Here is a 26,062-nt window from a genome sequence, read left to right as displayed (position 1 = left end):
GGTCATGTCCGCTGCCACCCTCCGTCCGTCGCTACCACCAGGCCGTCGAGTTCGAGCAGGGGAAGCGCAGCCCGCACCCGCTCGATCGGCAGTCCCGCCGACTCGGCCACCGTCGCCGGATCGCAGACCTCCGATGCCGGAAGTGCCTCGTAGACCAGAGCCATGTCACCCGACAGTCCGTCCAGGTCGCGGCGGAACAGGCCGTCACGGTCGTCGTCCCCGCAGGCCAGGAGCGGACCGCACTCCTCGACGATGTCGCGCGCCGCACCCACCAGACGGGCCTCGCCTTCCCTGATCATGCGGTGACAGCCCTGCGATGCCGCCGAGGTCACCGGTCCGGGGACCGCCATGACCGGCCGGCCGAGTCGTCGCGCCCAAGCCGCGGTGTTGCGCGCCCCGCTGCGCCAACCCGCCTCGACGACGACCGTGCCGGCGGACAACGCCGCGATCAGCCGATTGCGGGCGAGGAACCGGTACCGCGCAGGGGTCGTACCCGGCGGATGTTCGCTGACCACCAGGCCCGACTCGGAGATCCGGCGCAGCATGGTCGTGTGCGCCGCCGGGTACGCCCGATCGACCCCACAGGCCAGGATCGCGACCGTGGTGCCGCCCACCCCGAGCGCCGCGCGGTGTGCGGCAGCGTCGACGCCGAAGGCCGCACCGGACACGACCGTCCACCCGTCGGCGGCGAGGTCCCCGGCGATCTCGGCGGTGACGTGCTCTCCGTAACCGCTCGCGGCACGGGTCCCGACGATGCCGATCGCGCGTTCGGCGAGGTCGTCGATCCGCCGGCTCCCCCACACCCACAGTGCGAGGGGCGGCCCCTCGGCGTCGGTCGCGGTGTCGAGGGTGCCGAAGCCGAGCATCTGCCATGCGGGCCATTCGTCGTCGTCGGGCGTCACCAGTCGACCTCCGGCCCGACCCAGACGGTCGAGATCCCGTGCCGCGGTGTCGAGGTGCGCCCGCACCGAGTACCGCGACGAGAGTTCGCCGAGGCCCGAGCCCGACCGGATGGCGGCCGCCACCTCGAGCACACCCGCGGCCTCGACCGCCGCCGACAACGATCGCGACGCGCCCTGCGTGACGGTCGACAGATAGGCCCAGGCCAGGCGCCGTTCATCGTCGTGTCCGCTCATGCGACACCCCGATCCCGGAAGTCGAGGGCGGCAGCGACGTGCGTCGCCGACGGCGAATCGGAACCGTCGAGGTCGCTCAGCGTCCACGCGACCCGAAGTGCGCGATCCGCTCCTCGCGCGGTGATAGCGCCCTTACGCAGCGCCCATTCGACGGGTTCGAGCGCGGCCCGCGGAAGCCGGAACTTCTGCCGGAGGGCCGGTCCGGGCACCTCGGCGTTGGTAGCCCAGCCGTGATCGGCCCACCGCTCGCGTGCCGCGGCTCTCGCCCGGGCGACACGCGCCCGCACGTCGTCGGTGCTCTCGCCCGTCTCCCCCATCAATGCGCTCGTCGCGACGGCCTGCATCCGGACCCGCAGGTCGACGCGATCGAGGAGCGGGCCCGACAGTCGCCCCAGATAACGGCGACGTGCGGTCGGCGCGCACACGCAGTCGGCGTCGCGTGGCGGTGCGCACGGGCAGGGGTTGGCGGCGAGGATCAGCTGGAACCGAGCCGGATATCGCGCGACACCGTCGCGCCGGGCGATGCGTACCTCCCCGTCCTCGAGCGGTGTACGCAGCGCTTCGAGTGTCTTCGTCCCCATCTCGGCGACCTCGTCGAGGAACAGCACGCCGCGGTGCGCCCGGCTCACCGCGCCGGGTTTCGCCATGCCGGTGCCGCCTCCGATCAGCGAACTCACCGACGCCGTGTGATGGGGCGCGATGAAAGGTGGTTCCGTCACGAGCGGCCGGTCGCTGGTGAGGGTGCCCGCCACCGAGTGGATGGCCGTCACCTCGAGGGCATGATTCTCGCTCAGGTCCGGCAGAATCCCCGGAAGTCGCTGTGCAAGCATCGTTTTCCCGATCCCCGGCGGACCGGTCAGCATCAGGTGGTGCGCGCCGGCCGCAGCGACCTCGATCGCGCGACGCGCTTCGTGCTGACCGACCACTTCGCTGAGATCACCCCGCACCGCCCGTGGTGGCAGCGCACGCGGATCGGGCCGTTCGAGCGGACCGTCGCCCTGCAGCCAGATCACCAACTCGCGCAGCGTTTCGGCGCCGTAGACGTCGATGCCGTCGACGAGCGCCGCCTCGGTCATCGTCGCGGTGGGCACCACCACGCGCGACCAGCCGTGCTTCTTCGCCGTGAGCACGGCGGGCAGCACACCGCGCACCGGACGGACGCGCCCGTCGAGCGCGAGTTCGCCGAGCAGCACCGTCCGGGAGACTGCCTCGGTCGGCACGACATCCGCCGCGTCGAGGACCGCGCACGCCAACCCGAGGTCGTAGACACTGCCGACCTTCGGCAGCGTGGCCGGAGACAGTGCGAGCACGACCTTCGAATCCGGCCACTTGGCACCGGAATTCGACACGGCGGCGCGCACCCGATCGCGCGACTCCTGGAGCGCGGTGTCGGGCAGCCCGACCATCGTCACACCCGGCAGACCTCGCCCGATGTCGGCTTCGATCTCGACGACCTGCCCGTCGATCCCGGAGACCGCGACCGACCACGCGCGTCCGAGCGCCATCAGAGGACCTGCTTGCGGTGGGTGATCTCCGGAGCGTGCCCCCGCGCGAGCAGGACGGTGACCACATCGACGCGGATGTGCGACCAGCGGCGCGTCTGTTCGGACAACCACTGCCCGGCGAGGCGACGGATGCGTTCGGCCTTCGCGGGCGTCACCGCTTCGGCGGGGGTGCCGTATCCGGTGCCTGTGCGGGTCTTGACCTCGACGAAGACGACGGCCGCGCCGTCCTGTGCGATGAGATCGAGTTCGCCGTATCGACTGCGCCAGTTCCGGGCGAGCACGACCATGCCGGTCGACTCGAGGTAGTCCGCGGCGAGGTCTTCGCCTAGCGCGCCCAGATCCCGATTGTGTGATGTCCGATTCGTCCCCTGCATGCGCCCACTGTGGAGGACCGAGGCACGTGGAATCGGGGTCCGAGCACGGAGATCGGGGGATCTGTGGATGAGTGCGGTGCCTGTGCACAACCGAGGGCGACGAGCCGCGGCGAAGGGCTCGGTCTCGGCGCCCCGGTTAGGATGCGGCCGCTGCGCGCAGGATCGTCCCCGAGGACGTCAGCCCAGCTTGTCGGGCAGTCTCAGTTCGGGCTTGTCGAGCTCTTCGATGTTGACGTCCTTGAACGTGATGACACGGACATGCTTGACGAAGCGTGCGGGACGGTACATGTCCCACACCCAGGCGTCGGACATGCGCACCTCGAAGTACACCTCGCCGTTGGCGTTGTGCGGCAGCAACTCGACCGCGTTCGCCAGGTAGAACCGGCGCTCGGTCTCCACGACGTACGCGAACTGACCGACGATGTCCCGGTACTCCCTGTACAGCGAGAGTTCCATCTCGGTTTCGTACTTCTCGAGATCCTCGGCACTCATCGGTCTCGGTGTCCTCCCAGTCTGGTGTGTCCTGCAATCATCCCGCATCCGCCTCGTCGGTGAACAATCGACGCCCCGGGTCGTCTGCATACGAGCGACGAACCGGGTCGTCGGCGAACAACCGACGTCGCACTGCGGGCACTCCGCACACGGAGCGCACATTGGCCCACGACCGCCGGTGCTGCGGTGACGGGCCGTGCTCGGCCAACGCCGCCATGTGCGTCGGAGTGCTGTAGCCCTTGTGTACTGCGAAACCGTACTCCGGTAGCTCGCCGTCGAGGTCGACCATCATCCGATCGCGTGTGACCTTCGCGAGCACGCTGGCCGCCGCGATGCATGCGGCGGCCGCGTCGCCGCCGATCACGGGCAGGGACGGTGCGGGCAGTCCGGGGACCCGGAAACCGTCGGTGAGCACGTAACCGGGCGGAGTCGACAGACCCGCCACCGCGCGTCGCATGCCTTCGATGTTGGCGACGTGGACGCCGATCGCGTCGACCTCCTCCGCGGGGATCACCACCACGCTCCACGCCCGGGCGCGTTTCACGATCACCGAGTACAGCTCCTCGCGGGTTCGTTCGGTGAGCTTCTTCGAGTCGTCGAGCCGGTCGAGCGACGCGTGCGGCCGGTCGCCGAGCACACAGGCCGCGACGACCAGCGGCCCGGCGCAGGCACCGCGGCCGGCTTCGTCGACCCCCGCGACCGGACCGAGACCGCACCGCGCGAGCGCGGACTCCATGGTGCGCAGTCCCGAGGAGCGACGGATCACGGGTCGAGGTGGCCAAGCAGTCACGAGGGAAGGATCTCCGGTGAATCGATCAGGCCCCATCGGCCGGGAGGCAGCACGATGAAGCGGGCTTTACCGATGACATTGTCCAGCGGGATCGAGCCCTGATGCTCGTCCCCGACGTGGTAACGCGAGTCGGCGGAGTTGCTGCGGTTGTCACCCATCACCCAGACGTGGCCCTCGGGCACGGTGACGGGCCCGAAGCAGCGCCCGGAGGGCACCTCGGTCTCGCAGGTGACGACACCCGGGGTGAACGGGAAGTCCATGGTCACGTACGGCTCGTCGAGCGGGACACCGTCGACGAGGACACGGCCCTGGTCGTCGCAGCATTCGACCGTCTGCCCGCCGGTCGCGATCACGCGCTTGACGAGGTCGTTCTCGTCGGGCGGCACGACGCCGACGAGCGAACCGATCTCCTGCAGTCCCCGCACGACGACGTTGTCGGAACGTGTCGAGACGTACCCGGCCGACCACGAGTCGGGGCCCTCGAAGACGATGACGTCACCGGGGCGGGGGTCGGTGAAGCGGTAACCCACCTTCTCGACGACGATGCGGTCGCCGGTGCAGCCCGGGCAGCCGTGCAGTGTCGGCTCCATCGACTCCGAGGGAATGAGGTAGACCCGCGCCACGAAGGTCTGCAGCAGGAAGCTCAGGGCCAGTGCGACGACGACCAGGATCGGCAGTTCACGCCAGAACGACTTCTGCTTCTTCGCCTCCGGGGCGGTGTCGTTCGCCGCGGGGTCCTCGCGCCGGTGGTGTGCACCGTCGGCTCGATCGCTCCGAGCCGAACCTCGAACATCGTTGCGGTTCACATCCGGTCGAGCCGGATCGTGCGGGGAATCTGCCACCTCGACAGACTAGCGTCTGCGGTACAGCGGTCCGCCGAGGACGACCGTCGACCGGCCGGGCGAGAGACAGACCGCCATCCAGAACGACGACGACCCGGCCGGGACGTATGTCCGGGCCGGGTCGTCGGATGCTGTATCGGGTGGCTCGAGAGCCGTGCCGAGCAGCCCGAGGGGCTGGTCAGCGGCCGAAGATCAGCGCTTCTCCTTGATCTTGGCAGCCTTGCCGCGCAGCTCACGCAGGTAGTAGAGCTTCGCGCGACGGACGTCGCCACGGGTCAGCACGTCGATCTTGGCGAGGTTGGGGCTGTGCACCGGGAAGGTGCGCTCCACGCCCACTCCGAAGGAAACCTTGCGGACGGTGAAGGTCTCGCGGATGCCGCCGCCCTGACGCCGGATCACGACGCCCTTGAAGACCTGCACACGCTCCTTGCTGCCCTCGATGACCTTGACGTGCACGTCGAGAGTGTCGCCGGGACGGAAGTCCGGGATGTCGTCGCGCAGCGACTTGGCGTCCAGAAAGTCCAGGGTGTTCATCGGTTTTACATCCTCTTGTTCGCTCGAGCAGAGGAACCTGGCGGCGACCGCCGTATGGCGGGCTCGACCGGTTCGTGCCCAGGTCAGGTAGGCGTGCCCGAACGGGGCAACCCGTCCATTGTGCCAGACGGAGCATCGATCGATGAAATCGGCGGTGGCGCCGGTTTGACGCGGCGGTCCAGTTCCGCCTCGGTCGCGGTGCGCGAGTGCTCGACACTGCCCCGCACGGTCTCGAGCGTCGGGGCGCCCGCGACGAGATCCTGCACGAAGATCTTGGCGCGGATCACCGGACGTCGCAGTCGACGTTCGCGTTCGAGCGCGCGCGCCATACGACGTGGCCGCTTGCCGTACCGCCAGCGAGCCCAGGGCGCACCGGGCCGCGAGAGCCGGATCGCTCCGACCCACAGCAGCGGGATGATGAACAACCCCACCAGGCCGGTCCAGATCTTGCCTTTCGCCAGGACGATCGCGGCGAGCAGAAGGTTCACGAGCACGGCCACGACGAGCGCGGCTCGTCCGGCCCAGTCGCCGCTGTCCTCGAAGTTCGTGGCGTCCCCGAGTTCGAACGGTCGCAGGCCGAGCAACCACATCCCGGTCACGGCGATCGCCACGAAGACGGCGTCGACGGACACCCGTCCCTGTTCTTCCCAGTACACGTCGTTCAGGTAGAAGATCAGCGCGAACTCGTCGAGGGTCAGCGCGGCACCGATGCCGAAGACCGCTGCGAGGATGCAGGCGGCGAGGCGGTTCGCGTCCTCGGAGATCGCGATCAGTCCCCCACCGGCGATCACCATCGTCACGACACCGAACACCACGTGGTGCACGTGCTGACCACCGGGGGTGATGTTGCCGGGCCACCAGCGCACCTGCGCGCGGATCAACCGCACGCTGATCCGGATGAAGACGAACGCGGCCACGAAACCGAGCAGGAAGAACAGCAGCGGGAGGCGCCCCTGATCGACGATCTCGCGCCGCATCCAGTCGAGCATCACCGGCTCACTCCGGCCACCGTGGATCTCATGTCCACAGCATTGCAGGAGTGACCCGGTGATTCGCGTCAGTTGTTACCGAAACCGGCGCGTCGCAGAGCGTCGGCCATCGATCCGGAGGCGGCCGGCGCCGAACGACGGTCGCCGCCACGGCCCTGTTGCCCCCGATTGCCCTGCTGTCCGCGATTGCCCTGGCCGTTCCGGCCCCGACCGCCGCCCTGGTTACCGCCGCCCTGGCCTCCGGGACGACGAGCACCTCCGCGCGGATGACCTCCGGACTTCTCGGCGCCCGGGGTGGGGATCTCGTCGTCGAGTCGCAGTGTCAGACCGATGCGCCGGCGCGCGACGTCGACCTCGAGGACCTTCACCTTGACGACCTCGCCGGACCGGACGACGTCGTGGGGATCCTTCACGAAGCTGCGCGACATGGCGGAGACGTGCACGAGGCCGTCCTGGTGCACGCCCACGTCGACGAATGCACCGAACGCCGCGACGTTGGTGACCACTCCCTCGAGGACCATGCCGGGCTTCAGGTCGGCGACCTTCTCGACACCGGCGGCGAAGGTCGCGGTCCTGAACTCGGGACGCGGGTCGCGGCCGGGCTTCTCGAGCTCGGAAATGATGTCGGTGACGGTGGGGACACCGAAACGGTCGTCAGCGAACTCGTCCGCGCGCAGCTTCCGCAGGGTCGTGGTGTTGCCGAGCAGTTCGCGGACGCTGCTGCCCGTCCGGTCGACGATACGCCGCACCACCGGATACGCCTCGGGGTGCACCGCGGACGCGTCGAGCGGGTCGTCACCGTTGGGGATCCGTAGGAAGCCCGCGCACTGCTCGAAGGCCTTCGGGCCGAGTCGCGGGACGTCCTTGAGCGCGGTGCGCGCCCGGAACGGACCGTTCTGGTCGCGGTGGGCGACGATGCTCTCCGCAAGCGAGCCGGTGATACCCGAGACGCGCGACAGCAGCGGGACCGACGCCGTGTTGACATCGACACCGACGGCGTTCACCGCGTCCTCGACGACCGCGCCCAGCGACCGCGCGAGCATCGTCTCGGACACGTCGTGCTGGTACTGGCCGACGCCGATCGACTTCGGGTCGATCTTCACCAGTTCGGCGAGCGGATCCTGCAGACGGCGCGCGATGGAGACCGCACCGCGGATGGACACGTCGAGGTCCGGGAGTTCCTTGGTGGCGTACTCGGAGGCCGAGTAGACCGAGGCACCCGCCTCGGACACCACGATCTTCGTCAGCCCGGGCACCTTCGCCAGCGACACGAGATCGGCTGCGAGAGCGTCGGTCTCACGCGACGCCGTGCCGTTGCCGATGGCGATCAATTCGACACCGTGCCGCGCGACCAGGGCGGCGAGCACCGCGAGGGCCTCGTCACGCTTGTTGTGGGGCTGATGCGGATAGATCGTGGTGTGGTCGACGACCTTGCCGGTCGCGTCGACGACCGCGACCTTCGTGCCGGTGCGGTAGCCGGGGTCGAGACCCATCGTCGGGCGAGTGCCGGCCGGTGCGGCGAGCAGCAGGTCCTTGAGATTGGCGGCGAAGACGTCGACCGCATCCTTCTCGGCGGACTGCCGCAGCCGCATCCTGATGTCCAGCGACAGCGACATCTGCAGCTTGGTACGCCACGCCCACCGCACGGTGTCGAGCAGCCACTTGTCGGCGGGGCGACCCTGGTCGGCGATGCCGAAGCGCGTCGCGATCCGGCCCTCGTAGTAGCTGCGCTCGCCGGGCACCGGCTCGTCGATCTCGGGATCGAACGACAGCGACAGCACCTCCTCCTTCTCGCCGCGCAGGAGGGCGAGGATGCGGTGCGAGGGCAGCTGGGTGAACGGTTCCGAGAACTCGAAGTAGTCGGAGAACTTCGCGCCGTCGTTCTCCTTGCCGGACCGCACGGTGGAGGTCACCTTGCCGCGCGTCCACATCGCCTCCCGGAGCTCGCCGACGAGGTCCGCATCCTCGGCGAAGCGTTCGACGAGGATGGCGCGCGCACCATCGAGCTGCTCGGAGGTGTACCCGGCAGGATCGGTGGTGGGGTCGCCGATGAGCGCGTCGGCGACGGGCTCGTGACCGGCCTCGCGGGCGATCTGCGCCTTGGTGCGCCGCTTCGGCTTGAACGGCAGGTAGATGTCCTCGAGCCGCGCCTTGGTGTCGGCGAGCATGATCTGGCCGCGCAGCGTGTCGTCGAGCTTGCCCTGCGCCTCGATCGATTCGAGGATCGCGACGCGGCGCTCGTCGAGTTCGCGCAGGTAGCGGAGACGTTCCTCGAGAGTGCGCAGCTGGGCGTCGTCGAGACCGCCGGTCGCCTCCTTACGGTAACGCGCGACGAACGGCACGGTCGCGCCGCCGTCGAGCAGTCCCACGGCCGCGGCCACCTGGTCTTCGCGGACGTCGAGTTCCTGGGCGATCCGCCGGTTCACGGTGTCGAGTTCGGTCGTCACGTCGAACGACCCTACAGTTGCCGCCCTCGCCACGCGCCTGTGCCTGCGTAGGCGCCCGCACCTGTGCCTGCGTAGGCGCCCGCACCTGTGACCGCGTAGGCGCCCGCGCCTGTGACCGTGCGCGCTCACGCGCGGGGTCCGTGCAGGCTGTCGGGTGGACCGGCGCTATCGTCCACAGCACAATGGAATGCAGGAACCGGAAATGAAGCACGGGCGCGGACGCGCACGATCGGGCGCGATGATGCTGTGCGTGACCACCGCACTGGCCGTATCCGGCTGCGATTCGATGGACACCCACCCGCTCCCGCACGAAGCCCTCGGTCTCGCCTCGGTGGCGGACACCGATTCCGACGAGCCGACCGTGACGCTGTCGACGGCCGAGCTCCCCCGGCAGATCGACGCGGCCGTCGCACTCGCCGACAGCCGCGGAGCGCGCCTGACCGTCGCCGTGCTCGACCGCGAATCCGGGACCCGCGTGCTCGGCGGCACGGACGAACCCTTCGAGACCGCCTCGACCGTCAAGCTGTTCATCGCCGAGGAAGTCCTGTACCGCGAGGTGACGGGCGAGGCGACGCTCGCCGACGAGGACCACGAACTGATCCGGTCGATGCTGCGCTCCTCCGACGACAACGCTGCCACGCTGCTGTGGGAGACCTACGGCGGTCCCGAGATCGTCGAGCACGTCGTGGAGCGGCACAACCTGACCGGCACGACTCCCCCGGATCCGGGGTCCTGGTGGTGGAACACGACCACGACGGCATCGGACCTGCTGACCTGGTACGACGATCTGCTCGGCGACAGCGCCTCCGGTGACGAGAGTGCGGCCCGGATCGTCGGCCACCTGGTGGAGTTCACCGACGACGGCGTCGACGGATACGACCAGCGTTTCGGGCTTCCCGAGGGTCTCGGCGACTCCACGGATCTGGGTGTCAAGCAGGGGTGGATGTGCTGCCTGGCCGGTGAATGGTTGCACCTGTCCACCGGATTCTTCGGCGACGACCACCGGTACGTGGCCGTGGTCACGGCACGGGAGACCGTCACCTACGACGAGTCGGATCCCTTCTACGACACCGGTTTCCTGCCCGACACGGCGATGTACGACGCGACGGACGACGGGAGCGCGCAGCACGCGCGCGAGACCGTCACGCTGGCGGTCGAGACGACGCTCGGAAGCGCGCACCGGCCCTGAGGGCCGTCCGGCGCGGCGTCAGTCGTCGGACGGCAGCAGATCGGGTCGTCGGTCCCGGGTGCGTTCGAGCGACTGCTCGTGGCGCCAGCGAGCAACCTTGCCGTGGTCGCCGGACAACAGCACCGGCGGCACCTCGAGGTCGCGCCACACCGCAGGCCGGGTGTAGCTCGGGCCCTCGAGCAGTCCGTCGGAGAACGAATCCTCCTGGTGCGACTGCTGATTGCCGAGCACACCGGGTAGCAGCCGGACGACGGCCTCGACCATGACGAGAACGGCGACCTCCCCACCGATGAGGACGTAGTCGCCGATGCTCACCTCCTCGACGCGCACGCGCCTCGCGGCATCGTCGAAGACGCGCTGGTCGATTCCTTCGTAGCGACCGCACGCGAAGACGATCCGCTTCTCCTTCGACCAGCGTTGTGCGGTGGCCTGATCGAAGCGGCGACCAGCGGGCGTCGGGACGACGAGCAGCACGTCGGGGTCGGTTCCACCATCGGGTCCGGCGAGCACGTCGTCGAGCGCCGGTCCCCACACGGTGGGTTTCATGACCATGCCCGGCCCGCCACCGTAGGGCGCATCGTCGACGGCCTTGTGCACGTCGTGCGTCCAGTCGCGCAGGTTGTGCACACCGACGGAGATGAGCCCCTTGTCGATTGCTTTGCCGAGCAGGGCGACCCGCAGGGGTTCGAGATATTCGGGGAAGATAGTGACGACGTCGAGCCGCACGGACTACTGCTTCCCCTCGGTCGACTTCTTCTTCTTGGACGGCGGTTCCCCGAAATCGGGGTCGAGGAGCCCGTCGGGCGGATCGATCTCGATCACGCCGTCCCGCACCGACACCGTCGGAACGATCTCGGTGACGAACGGGACGAGCAGCTCTCCACGTTCCTGGCCTGTCGGCCGGATCGACAGCAGTTCGCCGGCGGCCGTGTGCAGGACCTCGCGGACGGTGCCGACCTCGTTTCCGCCGTCGGGGCGACCTGCGACGATCCGCACCGTCAGCCCTTCGAGTTCGTGGTCGTAGAACTCGTCCGGATCGTCGGACGGCGGAAGGTCGGCACTGTCGACGACGAACAGCACCCCGCGCAGCGCGTCTGCGGCGTCGCGACCGTCGATGCCCTGCAGGCGCAGCAGAAGCCGCCCGGAGTGTTCCCGGGCGGCTTCCACTGTGTACTCGTGCAGGTGCTTGTCGCGAGGCTTGCGTCCACGCAGAACCGCGCCGACGGCGAAGCGCTCCTCGGGTTCGTCGGTGCGAACCTCGACGACGACTTCGCCTCGGATGCCGTGCGACTTGGCCACACGGCCCACGACGAGCTCCATCGACGCTCGCCTAGCGGTCGGTGTCAACGACGTCGACACGGATACCCCGGCCACCGATTCCGGTGACGAGGGTCCGCAGTGCGGTCGCGGTGCGACCGCCGCGGCCGATGACCTTGCCGAGGTCGTCGGGATTGACATGCACCTCGACGGTGCGGCCCCGACGGCCCGCGATCAGGTCGACGCGGACGTCGTCGGGATGGGCGACGATTCCACGAACGAGATGCTCGACGGCATCGGCGACCACGGCGCTCATTACTCGGCGGCCTCGGTGGACTCGGCCTCGGTGGACGCCTCGGCGGACTCTTCCTTGGCAGCCTTCTTCTTCTTGGGCGTGACAGCCTCGGCAGCCGGCTCGTTCTCGGCCTGCGCGAGGGCGGCCTGGAACAGCTCGAGCTTGGACGGCTTCGCCTCCGCCTTCTTCAGCGTGCCCTCAGCACCCGGCAGGCCCTTGAACTTCTGCCAGTCGCCGGTGATCTTGAGGAGGTTGAGGACCGGCTCGGTCGGCTGCGCGCCGACGTTCAGCCAGTACTGCGCACGCTCCGAATCGACCTCGATCAGCGAAGGCTCTTCCTTCGGGTGGTACTTGCCGATGGTCTCGATGGCCCGGCCGTTGCGGCGGGTGCGCGAGTCCGCGACGACGATGCGGTACTGCGGGTTGCGGATCTTGCCGAGACGGGTGAGCTTGATCTTGACAGCCACTGCTGTGTTCTCCTTCGGGGTGCGCCGAGGCGCGTGTCACGTGCAATTCGGACGACGCGCCCTTCTGGCACGCCCGGTTTTGCCTCTAGCCTGTGACCGCCGCGCGGTACGTAACCGGATGCGACGACAGCGAACCATTCTGCCAGACGCGCGAGCCAGGACGAAACCGGCACCCGGTGACCCCGCGCACCCGCTCTACAGGCGCGCGGGACTACCCGAGACCACCCGGCCGCGGAGAACCACGAGATCGGGACGCGCCGCGGCCGGGTCGCTGCGCGGATCCTCCCGGTACACGACGAAATCGGCCGACGTGCCCGGTTCGAGACTCGGATGCCCGAGCCACGCGCGGGCCTTCCAGCTCGCCGCCGCGTACGCCTCGGTGGGGTGGAGACCCACGCGCACGAGCGACGCGATCTCGTCGGCGATGCGCCCGTGCTGCACCTGACCTCCGGCATCGGTGCCCGCGTAGATCGGGATGCCGGCCTCGTGGGCGGCGCCGATGGTCTCGTCGAGGCGCGCGTACAGAGCGCGCATGTGCGCCGCGTACACCGGAAATCGCGTCGCCGAATCGGCGATGTCCGGGAAGTTCTCGATGTTGACCAGGGTCGGCACGAGCGCGGTGCCGGCGGCAGCCATCATCGCGATGGTCTCGTCGGTCAGACCCGTGCCGTGCTCGATGCAGTCGATCCCCGCCGCGAGCAGTCCGGGCAGGGCCTCCTCGCCGAAGACGTGCGCCGTCACCCGCGCGCCTTCGCGGTGGGCGGCGGCGATCGCCTCGACGAGGATCTCGTCGCTCCACAGCGGAGCGAGGTCGCCGGCCTCGCGGTCGATCCAGTCGCCGATGAGCTTGACCCAGCCGTCACCGGCCCGGGCCTGACGTGCCACTTCCTCGGGCAGCTGCGACTCGTCCTCGAGGTCGACGGGCAGCCCGCGGATGTAGCGCTTGGGCAACGCGATGTGCCGACCGGCCCGGATGATCCGAGGCAGGTCCGCCCGCTGGTCGAGAGCCCGGGTGTCGACGGGCGACCCGGCGTCACGGAGCAACAGGACACCCGCGTCGCGTTCGGTGACGGCCTGCGCGAGCAGACCGTCCACGTCCTCCGCTCCCCCGCCGAACCGGATGCCGACGTGGCAGTGCGCGTCGACGAGACCCGGCAGGATCCAGCCGTCGGCGCAGAGCACCTCCGCGTCGGGGTCGGGCTCGGCCGTGAACGATCCGTCGGCCCCGACGTACAGCTCGACGGGTTCGCCGTCGGCCAACGACCGGCCCCGCACGACGAAGGAACGCGCATCACCCTCGGTCACGGTCATCACCCGGCTCGGCTCAGTTCTTGGGGAACTTCAGCTTCGACAGGTCGAAGTTCTCGAGACCCGGAGGCAGCTCGTCGAGGCCCTTCGGCATCTTCGACAGGTCGGGCATCCCGGCCGGCATGCCACCCGGAAGACCGGGGAAGCCACCGGGCATACCGCCCCGCACCTTCGGCGGCGTCGGTCCGCGACCGCCCTTCTTCCCCTTCTTGCCCTTCTTGCGCTGGTTCTTGCGTGCGCCCGGCATGCCCATCTGGCCGGCCATCGCCGTCATCATCTTCCGGGCCTCGAAGAACCGGTCGACGAGCTGGTTGACGTCGGAGACCTTCACACCGGAACCGTTGGCGATGCGCAGTCGCCGCGAGCCGTTGATGATCTTCGGGTTGGCGCGCTCCTCCGGCGTCATGCCGCGGATGATCGCCTGGATGCGGTCGAGCTGCTTCTCGTCGACGTTGGCGAGGGCGTCCTTCATCTGCCCGGCTCCGGGCAGCATGCCCAGGAGATTGGCGATGGGGCCCATCTTCCGCACGGCCATCATCTGCTCGAGAAAGTCCTCGAGGGTGAGCTCACCGGAACCGATCTTGCTGGCGGTGGCCTCGGCCTGCTCGGCGTCGAAGACCTGCTCGGCCTGCTCGATCAGGGTGAGCACGTCGCCCATGCCGAGGATGCGGCTGGCCATGCGCTCGGGGTGGAAGACGTCGAAGTCCTCGAGCTTCTCACCGGTGGAGGCGAACATGATCGGCTGGCCGGTGAGCTCGCGGACGCTGAGCGCGGCACCACCGCGGGCGTCGCCGTCGAGCTTGGTGAGCACCACGCCGGTGAAGCCGACGCCCTCGCGGAACGCCTCGGCGGTGCTCACGGCGTCCTGACCGATCATCGCGTCGAGGACGAACAGCACCTCGTCGGGCTGCACCGCGTCGCGGATGCCCGCGGCCTGCGCCATGAGTTCCTGGTCGATACCGAGGCGACCGGCGGTGTCGACGATGACCACGTCGTACTGCTTGTTGCGCGCCTCGGCGATGCCCTGCTCCGCCACGGCGATCGGGTCGGCGGCGGTGACTCCGAGTTCGTTCTCGCCACCGCCGATGGAGGTGCCGGGATGCGGAGCGAAGACCGACACGCCGGCACGCTCACCGACCACCTGCAGCTGCGTGACAGCGCCGGGGCGCTGGAGGTCGCAGGCGACCAGCATCGGGGTGTGCCCCTGCGCCTTGAGCCACTTCGCGAGCTTGCCCGCGAGGGTGGTCTTACCGGCACCCTGCAGACCGGCGAGCATGATGACCGTCGGCGGGGTCTTCGCGAACTGCAGACGACGGGTCTCGCCGCCGAGGATCCCGACGAGTTCCTCGTTGACGATCTTGACGACCTGCTGGGCCGGGTTCAGCGCGCCGTGCACCTCGGCGCCCTTGGCGCGCACCTTGATCTTCTTGATGAACTCGCGCACCACGGGCAGCGCGACGTCGGCCTCGAGCAGGGCGAGGCGGATCTCACGGCAGGTCGCGTCGATGTCCGCGTCGGACAGCCGCCCCTTGCCGCGCAGGTCCTTCAGGACCCCTGTCAACCTGTCGGAAAGGGATTCGAACACCGAATGCGCTCCTGAGCTCTGACGAAGATGCGGACAATGCTGCGAACCAGGGTAACCGCTCCCGATCCGTCGCGACCGCGGGTGGCCACGCCACAGGGCGGGCCACCCGCGCGGTCAGGACCCGTCGGTCACGATCTGTCGGCGGGCGCGGGCGGCTCGGGCGCAGGCAGGACCGACAGCAGTTCCTTCTCGAGATGTTCCCGGGAGACACGGGTGTGGGCACCGGCGAGATCGACGCAGAACGAGTCGATCACCGTCGAACCCAGCGTGCTCACCCGTGCCCACCGCACGTCGGCTCCGACACGCTCGAAGACGTCCGCGAGGCGGCACAGCAGACCGATCCGGTCCTCCGACCGGATCTCGAGCACGACCTGGTCCGCTTCGGATCCTTCGAACCAGATGATGCGCGGCGGGGCGAGAGCGGCGCTGACGGGTACCGCCCGGGCCGTGCGCTCGGGGAGCCTGCTCTCACGTTCGGCGCGATCCTTGGCCTCGAGGGCATCGAGGAGGTCCAGGTCGCCGGAGCGCGCCCGCACGAGTTCCTGCCGGAGCAGGGCCGCTTCGGGCGGTGAACCGAATCTCGGGGCCACCACGAATGTGTTGACCGTGCTGCCGGCGTGGCTGCCGATGGACGCCGACAACACCCGCAGACCGTGCAGCGAGAGCACGCCGGCCTCGTCGGAGAGCACACCCCGCTCGTCGGGCGCGACGAAGGTTGCGGTGAAGCTGCGGCCGTCCTCGCGCGGTTCGAGCGCGACGTGCAGGGCACCGTCCTCGGCGAGGCTCGCGAGTGCGGGATCGATCGGATCCGGCGCCGGCAACTCGTCCCCCGCCATCATCATGCGGCAGCGGCGCACGAGTTCCCGGATCAGCGACGCCTTCCAGTCCCCCCAGACCCCCGGGCCGGTGGCCTGCGAATCCGCCTCGGCCAAGGCGTGGAGCAGGTCGAGCAGCACCGGATCGCCGTCGAGGGCGTCGACGACCGCGGCCACGGTCTCCGGATCGTCGAGATCGCGGCGGGTCGCGGTGTGCGGCAGGAGCAGGTGGTGCCGCACCATCGAGGTGAGCAGCGCCAGGTCCGAGGGCCACAGGCCCATCCGCCGCCCGATCTGCAGGGCCAGTTCGGCACCGACCACGCTGTGGTCGCCGCCGCGTCCCTTGCCGATGTCGTGCAGCAACGCGCCGAGGACGAGCAGGTCCGGCCGGGCGACCCGCGTCGTCAGTTCGCTCGCGTAGACGGCGGTCTCGACGAGGTGCCTGTCCACGGTCCATGTGTGGACGGCGTCGCGCGGCGGCAGGTCGCGCACCGCACCCCATTCGGGGAGCAACCGCCCCCACAGTCCTGTGCGGTCCAGCGACTCGATGACGTCGACCGCGCGACGTCCCGAACCGAGCAGCACCAGGAAGTCGTCGAGAGCTTCGCGGGGCCAGGGTTCGCGCAGTTCCGGGGCATGATCGGCGAGCCGGGTGAGCGTGGCCGCCGAGACGGGCAGTCCGGCCTGCGCGGCGGCCGCCGCGACCCGCGTGATCAGGCCCGGGTCGCGACGCGGATGCGCGTCGCGTGCGAGGGCGACCTCTCCCCCGTGCTCGACGACCCCTTCGTCGAGGGGACGCCGCACCGGTCCGCGACGCAGCCGCGACAGACCTTTGCGCGGCAGCGAATTGGCCGCGGTGCGCAGGCCGACGTCGACGGAGTAGCTGATCGTGCGGGCCGATTCGGTGAGCACCCGCGCGAGATCGAAACGGTCGCCGATCCGCAGCGCCGCGGCGATCTCGTCGGCGTCCTGCGCGCGCAGCTGGTCGCGGGAGCGGCCGGCGACGCGGTGCAGCTCGGTGCGTACGTCGAGCAGTCGCCGGTGGGCGGCCGCGAGACCGCCACCCGGGACGTCGGGTCCGAGTCCCGGCATGCCGTCGGTGAGCTGCGCAACGGACAGGGCATTGAGCAACTGCACGTCCCGCAACCCGCCGCGACCGCTCTTGAGGTCGGGTTCGGCCCGGTGGGCGATCTGCCCGCTGCGCTGCCACCGCACCTCGGTCATCTCGATGAGTTCGTCGAAGCGGGACCGGATGCCGGTGCGCCACTGACGTCGCACACCGCCGATGAGCAGATTGCTCAGCTGGGCGTCGCCCGCGATGTGCCGCGCCTCGAGCATTCCCAGTGCGGCCGTCAGATCGGAGGAGAACACCTGGAGGGCCTGGGGCACCGTCCGGACACTGTGGTCGAGTTTGATGTGCGCGTCCCACAGCGGGTACCAGAGCTCGTCGGCGACCTTCGACACGACGGACGGCGCCATGTCGTCGTGGAGGAGGATGAGATCGAGATCGGAGTACGGGAGCATCTCGCGGCGTCCGAGACCCCCGACGGCGACGATGGCGAAGCCTCCCTCGCGCTTGATGCCGAGTTCGGAGCCCTTCGTCGTCAACCAGAATTCGTGCAGATCCACGAGGGCGTGACGCAGAGCCACGGTATCGAGGCGGCGGCTGCGGGGGCCGCCGGAAAGCAGGGTGTCGCGGGCGGCCGCGAGATCGGCGGCGCCCGCCGGTGCGGTTTTGCGGGCCGAGGACACCGAAGGCCCCGACCCCGCTGCCGAAGCAGCGGGATCAGGGCCTCGAGTGCCGGACCCCTGGGGGTCAGAGCGCATCCGAACCTCGTTCTCCGGTGCGGACCCGGACCACGGCTTCCACGGGCGTGACCCACACCTTGCCGTCGCCGATCTTGCCGGTACGGGAGGCCTCGACGATGGTCTCGACGACCTTGTCGACAGCGGAGTCGTCGACGACGACCTCGACGCGGACCTTCGGCACGAAGTCGACGGAGTACTCGGCTCCGCGGTAGACCTCGGTGTGGCCCTTCTGGCGGCCGTACCCCTGCACCTCGCTGACTGTCATTCCGAGCACACCGGCCTGCTCCAGGCCTGCCTTGACGTCCTCGAGCGTGAACGGCTTGATGATCGCCGTGATCAGCTTCATATCCTCATCCTTCCCAGAGCCCGCTGGCCGCTGTCATCCCTGCTCGCTGTCGTGGTCTTCTTATCACTTGAGAGCCGGCGCGAAGTCGTATGCGGATTCCGCATGTTCGGCTTCGTCGATACCGCGGGCCTCTTCCTCGTCGCTCACACGCCAGCCCATGGGCTTGAGTGCGAAGGCGATCACTGTGGTGACGACGGCGGTGAACACCAGGGCGACGACTGCGATGACGATCTGGATGACGAGCTGCTTGTAATCGCCACCGTAGAACAATCCGGTCTCGGTGCCGAGGAAGCCGATGGCGACCGTGCCCCACAGGCCCGACACGAGGTGGACACCCACAACGTCGAGCGAGTCGTCGTAACCGAACTTGTACTTCAGACCCACGGCGAGGGCGGACAGGATGCCGGCGATGACGCCGAGGGCGATCGATCCGACCGGGCTCAGCGAGCCGGCAGCGGGGGTGATGGCGACCAGGCCGGCGACGGCACCCGACGCGGCACCGAGGCTGGTGGCCTTGCCGTCGCGGATCCGCTCGGTGAGGAGCCAGCCGAGGATGGCGGCGGCGGTGGCGGTGGTGGTGTTGACCCAGGCCAGGCCGGCAGTACCGTCAGCGGCGAAGGCGGAACCGGCGTTGAAGCCGAACCATCCGAACCACAGCAGCGCGGCACCGAGCATGACGAACGGCAGGTTGTGCGGACGGAAGGCGGTACGACCGAAACCGGCGCGCTTGCCGATGACGACGGCGAGGACGAGAGCGGCGATACCGGCGTTGATGTGGACGACCGTGCCACCGGCGAAGTCGATCGGCTCCACCGCGGCGCTGACCTCTCCGCCGTCCTCGACGGTGCCGAACATGGCCGCTGCGATGCTGTCCTCGGAGCCCGAGAGCAGGCCGCCACCCCACACCATGTGGGCGAGCGGGAAGTAGGCGCAGGTGACCCAGATGGCCGCGAACGCCATCCACGTACCGAACTTCACGCGCTCGGCCAGCGCACCGCTGATCAGGGCGGTGGTGATGATCGCGAAGGTCACCTGGAAACCGATGTCGATGATCTGCGGGTAGTTGCCCGAACCACTTGCAAGGAACTCACCGTCCTCGCCGTACATGGCTCCCTGCAGACCGAACTGCTCGAACGGGTTCGCGAAGATCCCGAGCACGCTCTCGTTGCCGTAGGACATCGACCAGCCCCACAGGACGTAGATGACCCCGATCACGGCCATCGCGCCGAAGGACATCATCATCATGTTGAGCACGGACTTGGAGCGGGACATCCCGCCGTAGAAGAACGCCAGGCCCGGGGTCATCAGAAGCACGAGCGACGCTGCTATCAGCATCCACGCTGCGTCGCCGGTGTTCACCACTTCCTCCACTTGCAACCTCCCTGTAGGCCGCGCCGATCGGCGCGTTGTCGAGGGAAAGCTTGCTGCCCGGATGTTTCCGTGGAGGCGCTGCGCTGTTTCGTGGGCGTGAACGCAGGAACCGACCTTGTTTCATCCTTGTTTCACACTTTTCGGACACCGCATCCCCACCGACGGAACCGGCCGCTGCCCGCACGAGCGGACAGCGGCCGGAACGACGGACGCGGTGCGGATCAGCCCAACAGGGCAGCGTCGATCAGCCCAACAGGGCGTCCACGAAGGCTTCCGGTTCGAAGGGAGCGAGATCGTCGGCGCCCTCACCGAGACCCACCAGCTTCACCGGCACGCCGAGTTCGTGCTGCACCTGGAAGACGATGCCGCCCTTGGCGGTTCCGTCGAGCTTGGTGAGCACCACACCGGTGATGTCGACGACCTCGGCGAACACGCGGGCCTGCATCAGACCGTTCTGGCCGATCGTCGCGTCGAGGACGAGCAGCACCTCGTCGACGGCGGCCTTCTTCTCCACGACGCGCTTGACCTTGCCGAGCTCGTCCATCAGGCCGGTCTTGGTGTGCAGGCGGCCGGCAGTGTCGACGAGGACCGCGTCGACACCGTTGTCGATGCCCCTCGCGACGGCATCGAACGCCACCGCGGCCGGATCGGCGGCCTCCTTGCCGCGGACGACCTCGGCGCCGACACGTTCGGCCCAGGTCTGCAGCTGGTCGGCGGCCGCGGCACGGAAGGTGTCGGCGGCACCGAGCAGCACCCGGCGTCCGTCCGCGACGAGCACGCGGGCGAGCTTGCCGGTCGTCGTGGTCTTGCCGGTGCCGTTGACACCGACGACGAGCAGCACGGCGGGATGGTCCTCGTGCGGGAGGGCCCGGATCGAACGGTCGAGTTCGGGACGGAGCTCGTCGACGAGCACGCTGCGCAGCACGGCGCGGGCGTCGGCCTCACTGCGCACGTTGTTCACGACCATCTCCTCACGCAGACGGTCGACGATCTTGGTGGTCGTCGCGGCGCCGAGGTCGGCGACGAGCAGCGTGTCCTCGATCTCCTCCCAGGAGTCCTCGTCGAGGTCGCCGCCACCGAGCAGACCGAGCAGGCTCTTGCCGACCGCCGACTGCGAGCGGGCCAGACGGCCGCGCAGGCGGACGAGGCGACCCGCGGTGGGTTCGATCTCCTCGATCGGGGCTGCCGGCGGAACAGCGGCCGGTCCGGCCGGTTCGACGATTTCCGGTTCGACGACCTCGGGTTCGGTGACCTCAGGTTCGGCGACGGTCTCCGTCGCCGGGGCGGGCTCGACCTCGGGTTCCGGTGTCGGTGCGACTTCCGGTTCGGGGGCGACCTCGGGCTCGACGGGCTCGGGAGCGGGACGCTCCGGCTCCGGGGCGACCTCGGGTTCGACCGGCTCGGGTTCGGCCGGCTTCGGTTCGGCCGGCTTCGGCTCCGCAGGCTTGGGCTCGACCTTCGGCGCAGGCGCCGGTTCCGCCTTCGGCTCCGCGGGTGCAGGTGCGCTCGGCGGAGCTTCGGTGATCTCCTCCGGCAACGGCACCGTGCGGGGCGCGGGCTCCGGCTTCGCCGCAGGCTTCGGTGCCGGTTTCGGCGCAGGCCGGGGGGCCGGCGCCGGTGGCGCGGCCGTGCCCTGCGAGAAACTGAATCCGCTCTGCGCCTTGTAACCGCCCGAGCGGTCCTTGGTCTCGGCGGAATCGAGCTGCGGGGTCTCGGGCGCCTTCAGCGACACCTGCCGCCGCCGGTAGAGGGTCAGACCGACGACGAGCGCGACGAGAACGACCGCCAGCGCGGCGGCGATGACTATCCAGGCTCCGGTACTCACGCACCCATACTGTCAGGCTTGGAGCTCTTCCTCCGGTTCGGGGACCGGTGTCGCGATCTCGCGTCCGCGCAGTCGCTGCGAGATGACCCGGGTGATGCCGTCGCCCCGCATGCTCACGCCGTACAGCGCGTCGGCGACCTCCATCGTCGGCTTCTGGTGGGTGATGACGATGAGTTGGGACTTCTCGCGCAGCTGCTCGAACAGCCCGATCAACCGTCGCAGGTTGGTGTCGTCGAGCGCGGCTTCGACCTCGTCCATCACGTAGAAGGGTGAGGGACGGGCCCGGAAGATCGCGACCAGCATCGCCACCGCAGTCAGGGACTTCTCGCCGCCCGACAGCAGCGACAGGCGCTTGACCTTCTTGCCCGGCGGGCGGGCCTCGACCTCGATGCCGGTAGTGAGCATGTCGCTGGGGTCGGTGAGCACGAGCCGTCCCTCCCCACCGGGGAACAGCTTCGCGAAGACCTGTTCGAACTCGCGCTCGACGTCGGCGTAGGCCTCGGTGAACACCTGCAGGATTCGCGCGTCGACCTCCTCGACGACGGCGAGAAGGTCCTTGCGGGCGCTCTTGACGTCCTCGAGCTGGGTCGACAGGAAGTTGTACCGCTCCTCGAGCGCCGCGAACTCCTCCAATGCAAGCGGGTTGACGCGCCCGAGCGTCGCGAGATCCTTCTCCGCGCGCTTGGCCCGCCGCTCCTGGGTGGCCCGGTCGTAGGGCATCGGTTGCGGAGCGACCACCTGTTCGCCGCGTTCGCGTGCCTGCTCGTACTCGGCCATCTCCAGCGGCGTGGGCGGCAGCGGCACGTCGGGGCCGTACTCGGCCACGAGGTCGTCGAGGGCGATGCCGTGCTGCTCGAGGATGGTCTGCTCGAGCTGCTCGATCCGGAGCGAGGCCTGCGCCCGGGCCACCTCGTCGCGATGCACCGCGTCGGTGAGCTGGTCGCGCTGCGCCGACAGTTCGCGAACGAGTTCGCGGGCCCGTTCGAGCTGCTCGGCGCATTCGGCGCGGCGCCGGTTCAGGTCGTCGCGCTGTGCGAGTGCCATCGCCACGGCCACCTCGAGTTGTTCGGCGAGTCGCTGCCCTGATTCGGCCACCGCCGCGGCGACGGCCGCCGCCTGACGACGCGCGACGCGGGCACGTTCGGCACGAGCACGGGCCTCGCGCTCGGCCTGCGCGGCACGACGAAGCGAATCTGCTTTGCCCCGAAGCGCTTCGGCGCGTTCCTCGGCCGTGCGCGCCGCGAGTCGCGCCTCGACCTCGACGGCCCGGACCTCGGCGAGGGCGGCCGCGGCCATCTCCCGTTCGGCGGCGGTGTGATCGGTGCCGGCACCGTCGCTACTTCCGGCCGAGTCGTCCTCGGCCAGGCGCAGTCGCTCCTCGAGTTCGACCAGCTTCTCCCGCGCCGCGTCGCGTTCCTTCTCCGCTTCGGTGCGCTGGGCGGCGAGCCGTCCGGATTCGGCGTGGGCGGTGCGTGCCGCCTGGCCGAGCCGGCCGAGTTGTTCGTAGACGGCCGACATCGCCGCGTCGGACTCGTTGAGCGCAGCGAGGGTCTGTTCGACGTGTTCGGCGCGTTCGGCCTGCTCCGCGAGTGCGCCCGCGAGAGCCGCGGCCAGTTCCTCGGAGCGGCGTTCGGCCTGTTCGAGACCGGCACGGGAAGTGTCGATCGCCGCCTGGATCTCGAGGGTGCTCGGGGCGCGGTGCGAGCCGCCGACCACCCAGCCCGCACCGGCGAGGTCTCCCCCGCGCGTCACGGCGCGCAGGTCGGGGCGGGCGGCGCAGACCCCGAGGGCGGTGGGCAGGTCGTCGACCACGACGGTGCGGGCCAGCAGGCCGTCGACGCCTCCGCACAGGTCGGCGGGGCACTCGACGACCTCGCGGAGCCATCGGGCACCGGACGGCAGGTCGCCGGTGTCGGTGGGGCCGGCCGCGCCGGGCAGGACGAATGCCACCCGGCCCTGGTCGGCGTCGGCGAGCGCTGCGACCGCCGAGATCGCGGCGTCGGCCGACTCCACCTCGAGGGCGTCGGCCGCGGCGCCGAAGGCGGCTGCGACGGCGGCCTCGTATCCCGGGGACACCCGGAGCCGGTCGGCGAGGCGCCCCACGAGTCCGTCGCCGGACCGCGTGTCGATCAGCCAGGCCGCACCGTCGGTGCGTTCGAGGCCCATCGACAGGGCCTCGATGCGGGCTCCGAGGGAGGCGACCTCCTTGCCCGCGGCGCGTTCTGCCTCCTGGAGTTCGGTGACCCGCTCGTCGGCGAGTCGCTGCGCTTCCAGGGCTCGTTCGTGCTGCGCGTCGGCGTCGATCTCACCGGCGTCGAGATCGTCGATGCGTGCCTGAGCGGTCTCGAACTCGGCCTGTGCGGCGACGCCGCGGAGGCGGGCCTCCTCGATGGCGACGGTCAGGCGCGCGATCTCCGCGTCGATCGACTCGGCGCGGGTGCGCATCGTCTCGACCTGGCCCGCGAGACGCGCGAGGCCCTCGCGCCGGTCGGCGACGGCACGCACCGCGGCCAGATGTGCGCGTTCGGCGGCCGCTGCGGCCTCCTCCTGCGCGGCGAGCTGCTCGCGAGCCGCTTCGAGGGCTCCGTGCGCGATCTCGACGGCCTCGATCAGTTCCGCTTCCTCGGCGGCGATCCGGTCGGCGCGGGCCTCCATCTCGTCGGGATCCTGACCGGAGCGGTCCTCGGGTTCGGCGTGCAGGTGCCGGGCGCGTTCCTGCGCGACCCGCACGGTCGCCGACACGCGCTCGGCGAGCGCGGACAGGCGGAACCAGGTCTGCGACGCCGCTTCGGCACCCGGCGTGAGCTGTGCGAGGGCCTGTTCGTGACGGGCGAGTTCGGCGTTCGCGTCGTCGAACGCCGCGAGCACGGTGTCGAGCCGCTCCCGGACCATCTTTTCCTGCTCGTCGTGCCCGGCGAGTTCGGCGCGGCGGGTGACGAGGTCGTCGGCAGCCAGTCGCAACCGCGCGTCGCGCAGGTCGGCCTGGATGGTCTGGGCGCGACGTGCGACCTCGGCCTGCCGGCCGAGCGGTTTGAGCTGGCGGCGCAGTTCGGCGGTGAGGTCGGTGAGGCGGGCGAGGTTGGCCTGCATCGAGTCGAGCTTGCGCAGCGCCTTTTCCTTGCGCTTGCGGTGCTTGAGGACGCCGGCGGCCTCCTCGATGAAGGCGCGCCGGTCCTCCGGGCGCGATTCGAGGATCGCGGCGAGGCGGCCCTGACCGACGATGACATGCATCTCGCGGCCGATACCGGAGTCGGACAGCAGTTCCTGCACGTCCATGAGGCGGCAGGAACTGCCGTTGATCTCGTATTCGCCTGCACCGTCGCGGAACATGCGGCGGGTGACGGAGACCTCGGAGTACTCGATGGGCAGCGCGCCGTCGGAGTTGTCGATGGTGAGCGTGACCTCGGCGCGTCCGAGCGGTGGGCGGCCTGCAGTTCCGGCGAAGATGACGTCCTGCATCTTGCCGCCGCGCAGGGCCTTGGCGCCCTGCTCCCCCATCACCCAGGTGAGTGCGTCGACGACGTTCGACTTGCCGGACCCGTTGGGGCCGACCACACAGGTGATGCCCGGTTCGAAACGCAGAGTCGTCGACGAGGCGAAGGACTTGAAGCCCTTCAACGTCAGACTCTTGAGGTACATGGGTGAGAACTCTACCGGCGGGTTGTGACCGCTATCCTAGGCCGGGTGCACCGCGCGGACCGTCCCGTCGAAACCGGTCGTGTACAGGACGTTCGGGTCCCAGCCCGGTCCCGAACCGAAGGCGAGCGAGGACATCAGCGGGATGCCCTCGGCGATGCGGCAGCTGTGCCCGGTCGCCGGATCGACCCGCAGGACCGCGCCGCCGAGGTTGAGCGCGATGTACAGCGCGCCGTCGGGACCGATCGTGAGATCGTCGGGCATCGAGAGCAGCCCCGGCCCGGGCAGGTCGATGCTGCGCACGGGTCCTTCGAGGTCGCGTGCGTCGAGGATGTGGAGCCGGTTGACGTTCTCGAAGGTCGTCACCGTGTAGACGGTGTCGCCGTCGACGGCGATGCCGTTGACGGATCCGAGATCGGTGCGGACGACGCGGGCCTCGCCCCCGCCGGCGGGCACGAGCGTGAGTCCGACCTCGCCGAGATCGCGCGAGGCGAGCATCGATCCGTCCGACAGCCGGCCGAGGCCGTTCGGCATGACCAGCCCGGTGCCGTGGGTGCCGCGTTCACCCGTGTCGAGGTCGAGCGTGTCGATCGTGCCGTCGGCGATCCCGGCGAGTCCCGAGACGGTCGTGTTGCCCACGTTCAGGTACACGGTGGGACCGTCGACGACGATGCCGCCCGGACCGGTCACCTCGGCCGGCACGGTGGTCACGCTGCCGTCGGGAGTGATCCGGCGCAGCGCTCCGGGGCCGACGAAGGAGGTGTCCGAGACGAGCAGACCGCCCCGCTCGTCGAACGCCAGGTTCTCGAGGACACCGAGTCCCGACGCGACCGTCGTGACGGACCGCGGGGCGCAGGCAGCCGGACCGGCCGCCGCCGGTGCTGTGGCAGCCGGACCGGCCGCCACCGGTGCTGTGGCCAGGGGCGCCACTCCCACAGCGGCGAGTACTACCGCCACCATCGTCGAACGTGCACGCCTGCCCATATGTCTCCCCCTCGCCGACCGCGACCCCCCGGCCGCTTGCACCCGATCGCGGCAGGATACCAAGCC

At 69.7% G+C, this 26,062-nt stretch carries 22 protein-coding genes; 1 reads left to right on the top strand and 21 read right to left on the bottom strand.

The features are described from left to right. Positions 1 to 2: 2 nt before the first annotated feature. From dprA to CKW34_RS09420, 9 genes are all read right to left on the bottom strand, one after another. The gene (dprA, locus tag CKW34_RS09460) at positions 3 to 1,136 is read right to left on the bottom strand and encodes a DNA-processing protein DprA (protein WP_059381171.1); all 1,134 of its coding nucleotides are present in this window, start codon (positions 1,134 to 1,136) and stop codon (positions 3 to 5) included. Beyond that, positions 1,133 to 2,641, bottom strand: a complete 1,509-nt coding sequence (locus CKW34_RS09455) for a YifB family Mg chelatase-like AAA ATPase (protein WP_059381170.1) — start codon at positions 2,639 to 2,641, stop codon at positions 1,133 to 1,135. The genes dprA and CKW34_RS09455 overlap by 4 nt, the downstream gene beginning before the upstream one ends. Further along, a complete protein-coding gene (locus CKW34_RS09450; RefSeq protein WP_059381169.1) occupies positions 2,641 to 3,015 on the bottom strand; it encodes a YraN family protein in 375 nt (124 codons plus the stop codon). The genes CKW34_RS09455 and CKW34_RS09450 overlap by 1 nt, the downstream gene beginning before the upstream one ends. Before the next feature lie 177 nt (positions 3,016 to 3,192). Beyond that, the gene (locus CKW34_RS09445) at positions 3,193 to 3,507 is read right to left on the bottom strand and encodes a DUF2469 domain-containing protein (protein ID WP_006550963.1); all 315 of its coding nucleotides are present in this window, start codon (positions 3,505 to 3,507) and stop codon (positions 3,193 to 3,195) included. Between the two features lie 37 nt (positions 3,508 to 3,544). Then, positions 3,545 to 4,297 carry a ribonuclease HII gene (locus CKW34_RS09440; protein WP_080968152.1) on the bottom strand — a complete coding sequence of 251 codons (753 nt, stop codon included), beginning with the start codon at positions 4,295 to 4,297 and terminating at the stop codon, positions 3,545 to 3,547. Then, positions 4,294 to 5,103 carry a signal peptidase I gene (gene lepB, locus CKW34_RS09435; protein WP_059381168.1) on the bottom strand — a complete coding sequence of 270 codons (810 nt, stop codon included), beginning with the start codon at positions 5,101 to 5,103 and terminating at the stop codon, positions 4,294 to 4,296. Before lepB ends, CKW34_RS09440 begins: the two co-directional genes overlap by 4 nt. A 228-nt stretch (positions 5,104 to 5,331) precedes the next feature. Beyond that, positions 5,332 to 5,673 carry a 50S ribosomal protein L19 gene (gene rplS / locus CKW34_RS09430; RefSeq protein WP_006550960.1) on the bottom strand — a complete coding sequence of 114 codons (342 nt, stop codon included), beginning with the start codon at positions 5,671 to 5,673 and terminating at the stop codon, positions 5,332 to 5,334. 83 nt (positions 5,674 to 5,756) lie between these two features. Further along, on the bottom strand, positions 5,757 to 6,662 hold the full coding sequence (locus tag CKW34_RS09425) for a hypothetical protein (protein ID WP_059381167.1): 906 nt from the start codon (positions 6,660 to 6,662) through the stop codon (positions 5,757 to 5,759). 68 nt (positions 6,663 to 6,730) lie between these two features. Beyond that, the gene (locus CKW34_RS09420; RefSeq protein ID WP_059381166.1) at positions 6,731 to 9,109 is read right to left on the bottom strand and encodes a Tex family protein; all 2,379 of its coding nucleotides are present in this window, start codon (positions 9,107 to 9,109) and stop codon (positions 6,731 to 6,733) included. Positions 9,110 to 9,311: 202 nt separating this feature from the next. Here CKW34_RS09420 and CKW34_RS09415 point away from each other — a divergent pair, with 202 nt between their 5' ends. After that, complete coding sequence (locus CKW34_RS09415) at positions 9,312 to 10,298, top strand: serine hydrolase (RefSeq protein WP_231921862.1); 987 nt, start codon at positions 9,312 to 9,314, stop codon at positions 10,296 to 10,298. An 18-nt stretch (positions 10,299 to 10,316) separates the two neighbouring features. On the opposite strand, the gene trmD is transcribed toward CKW34_RS09415, so the two are convergent. From trmD to CKW34_RS09355, 12 genes are all read right to left on the bottom strand, one after another. Continuing rightward, entirely contained in the window at positions 10,317 to 11,024 is a 708-nt protein-coding gene (gene trmD, locus CKW34_RS09410) for a tRNA (guanosine(37)-N1)-methyltransferase TrmD (RefSeq protein ID WP_059381164.1), read from the bottom strand. 3 nt (positions 11,025 to 11,027) lie between these two features. After that, positions 11,028 to 11,618: a ribosome maturation factor RimM gene (rimM, locus tag CKW34_RS09405; RefSeq protein WP_059381163.1), complete on the bottom strand. Its 591-nt coding sequence runs from the start codon at positions 11,616 to 11,618 to the stop codon at positions 11,028 to 11,030. A 10-nt stretch (positions 11,619 to 11,628) separates the two neighbouring features. After that, positions 11,629 to 11,871: an RNA-binding protein gene (locus CKW34_RS09400; protein WP_006550954.1), complete on the bottom strand. Its 243-nt coding sequence runs from the start codon at positions 11,869 to 11,871 to the stop codon at positions 11,629 to 11,631. Further along, positions 11,871 to 12,317 carry a 30S ribosomal protein S16 gene (gene rpsP / locus CKW34_RS09395; RefSeq protein WP_059381162.1) on the bottom strand — a complete coding sequence of 149 codons (447 nt, stop codon included), beginning with the start codon at positions 12,315 to 12,317 and terminating at the stop codon, positions 11,871 to 11,873. The genes CKW34_RS09400 and rpsP overlap by 1 nt, the downstream gene beginning before the upstream one ends. 195 nt (positions 12,318 to 12,512) lie before the next feature. Beyond that, positions 12,513 to 13,628 carry an amidohydrolase family protein gene (locus CKW34_RS09390; protein ID WP_059381474.1) on the bottom strand — a complete coding sequence of 372 codons (1,116 nt, stop codon included), beginning with the start codon at positions 13,626 to 13,628 and terminating at the stop codon, positions 12,513 to 12,515. Between the two features lie 13 nt (positions 13,629 to 13,641). After that, positions 13,642 to 15,210, bottom strand: a complete 1,569-nt coding sequence (gene ffh / locus CKW34_RS09385) for a signal recognition particle protein (RefSeq protein WP_059381161.1) — start codon at positions 15,208 to 15,210, stop codon at positions 13,642 to 13,644. Positions 15,211 to 15,338: 128 nt separating this feature from the next. After that, on the bottom strand, positions 15,339 to 17,852 hold the full coding sequence (locus tag CKW34_RS09380) for a [protein-PII] uridylyltransferase (protein WP_059381160.1): 2,514 nt from the start codon (positions 17,850 to 17,852) through the stop codon (positions 15,339 to 15,341). Continuing rightward, positions 17,842 to 18,180, bottom strand: coding sequence for a P-II family nitrogen regulator (locus tag CKW34_RS09375; protein WP_016694628.1), 339 nt, complete (start codon positions 18,178 to 18,180; stop codon positions 17,842 to 17,844). The genes CKW34_RS09380 and CKW34_RS09375 overlap by 11 nt, the downstream gene beginning before the upstream one ends. Positions 18,181 to 18,243: 63 nt before the next feature. After that, positions 18,244 to 19,551 (bottom strand): ammonium transporter, encoded by a 1,308-nt coding sequence (locus CKW34_RS09370; RefSeq protein ID WP_059381159.1) that lies wholly within the window; start codon positions 19,549 to 19,551, stop codon positions 18,244 to 18,246. A 244-nt stretch (positions 19,552 to 19,795) separates the two neighbouring features. After that, positions 19,796 to 21,376, bottom strand: a complete 1,581-nt coding sequence (gene ftsY / locus CKW34_RS09365; protein ID WP_059381158.1) for a signal recognition particle-docking protein FtsY — start codon at positions 21,374 to 21,376, stop codon at positions 19,796 to 19,798. 12 nt (positions 21,377 to 21,388) lie between these two features. After that, the gene (smc, locus tag CKW34_RS09360) at positions 21,389 to 25,015 is read right to left on the bottom strand and encodes a chromosome segregation protein SMC (protein WP_059381157.1); all 3,627 of its coding nucleotides are present in this window, start codon (positions 25,013 to 25,015) and stop codon (positions 21,389 to 21,391) included. 36 nt (positions 25,016 to 25,051) lie between these two features. Beyond that, a complete protein-coding gene (locus CKW34_RS09355; protein WP_059381156.1) occupies positions 25,052 to 25,996 on the bottom strand; it encodes an SMP-30/gluconolactonase/LRE family protein in 945 nt (314 codons plus the stop codon). Positions 25,997 to 26,062 lie beyond the last annotated feature (66 nt).

It is taken from the genome of Rhodococcus rhodochrous, assembly GCF_900187265.1.
Lineage (GTDB): Bacteria > Actinomycetota > Actinomycetes > Mycobacteriales > Mycobacteriaceae > Rhodococcus > Rhodococcus rhodochrous.
The sequence above is the reverse complement of the archived record's forward strand: the minus strand, read 5'-3'. Positions and strand labels throughout refer to the sequence as shown.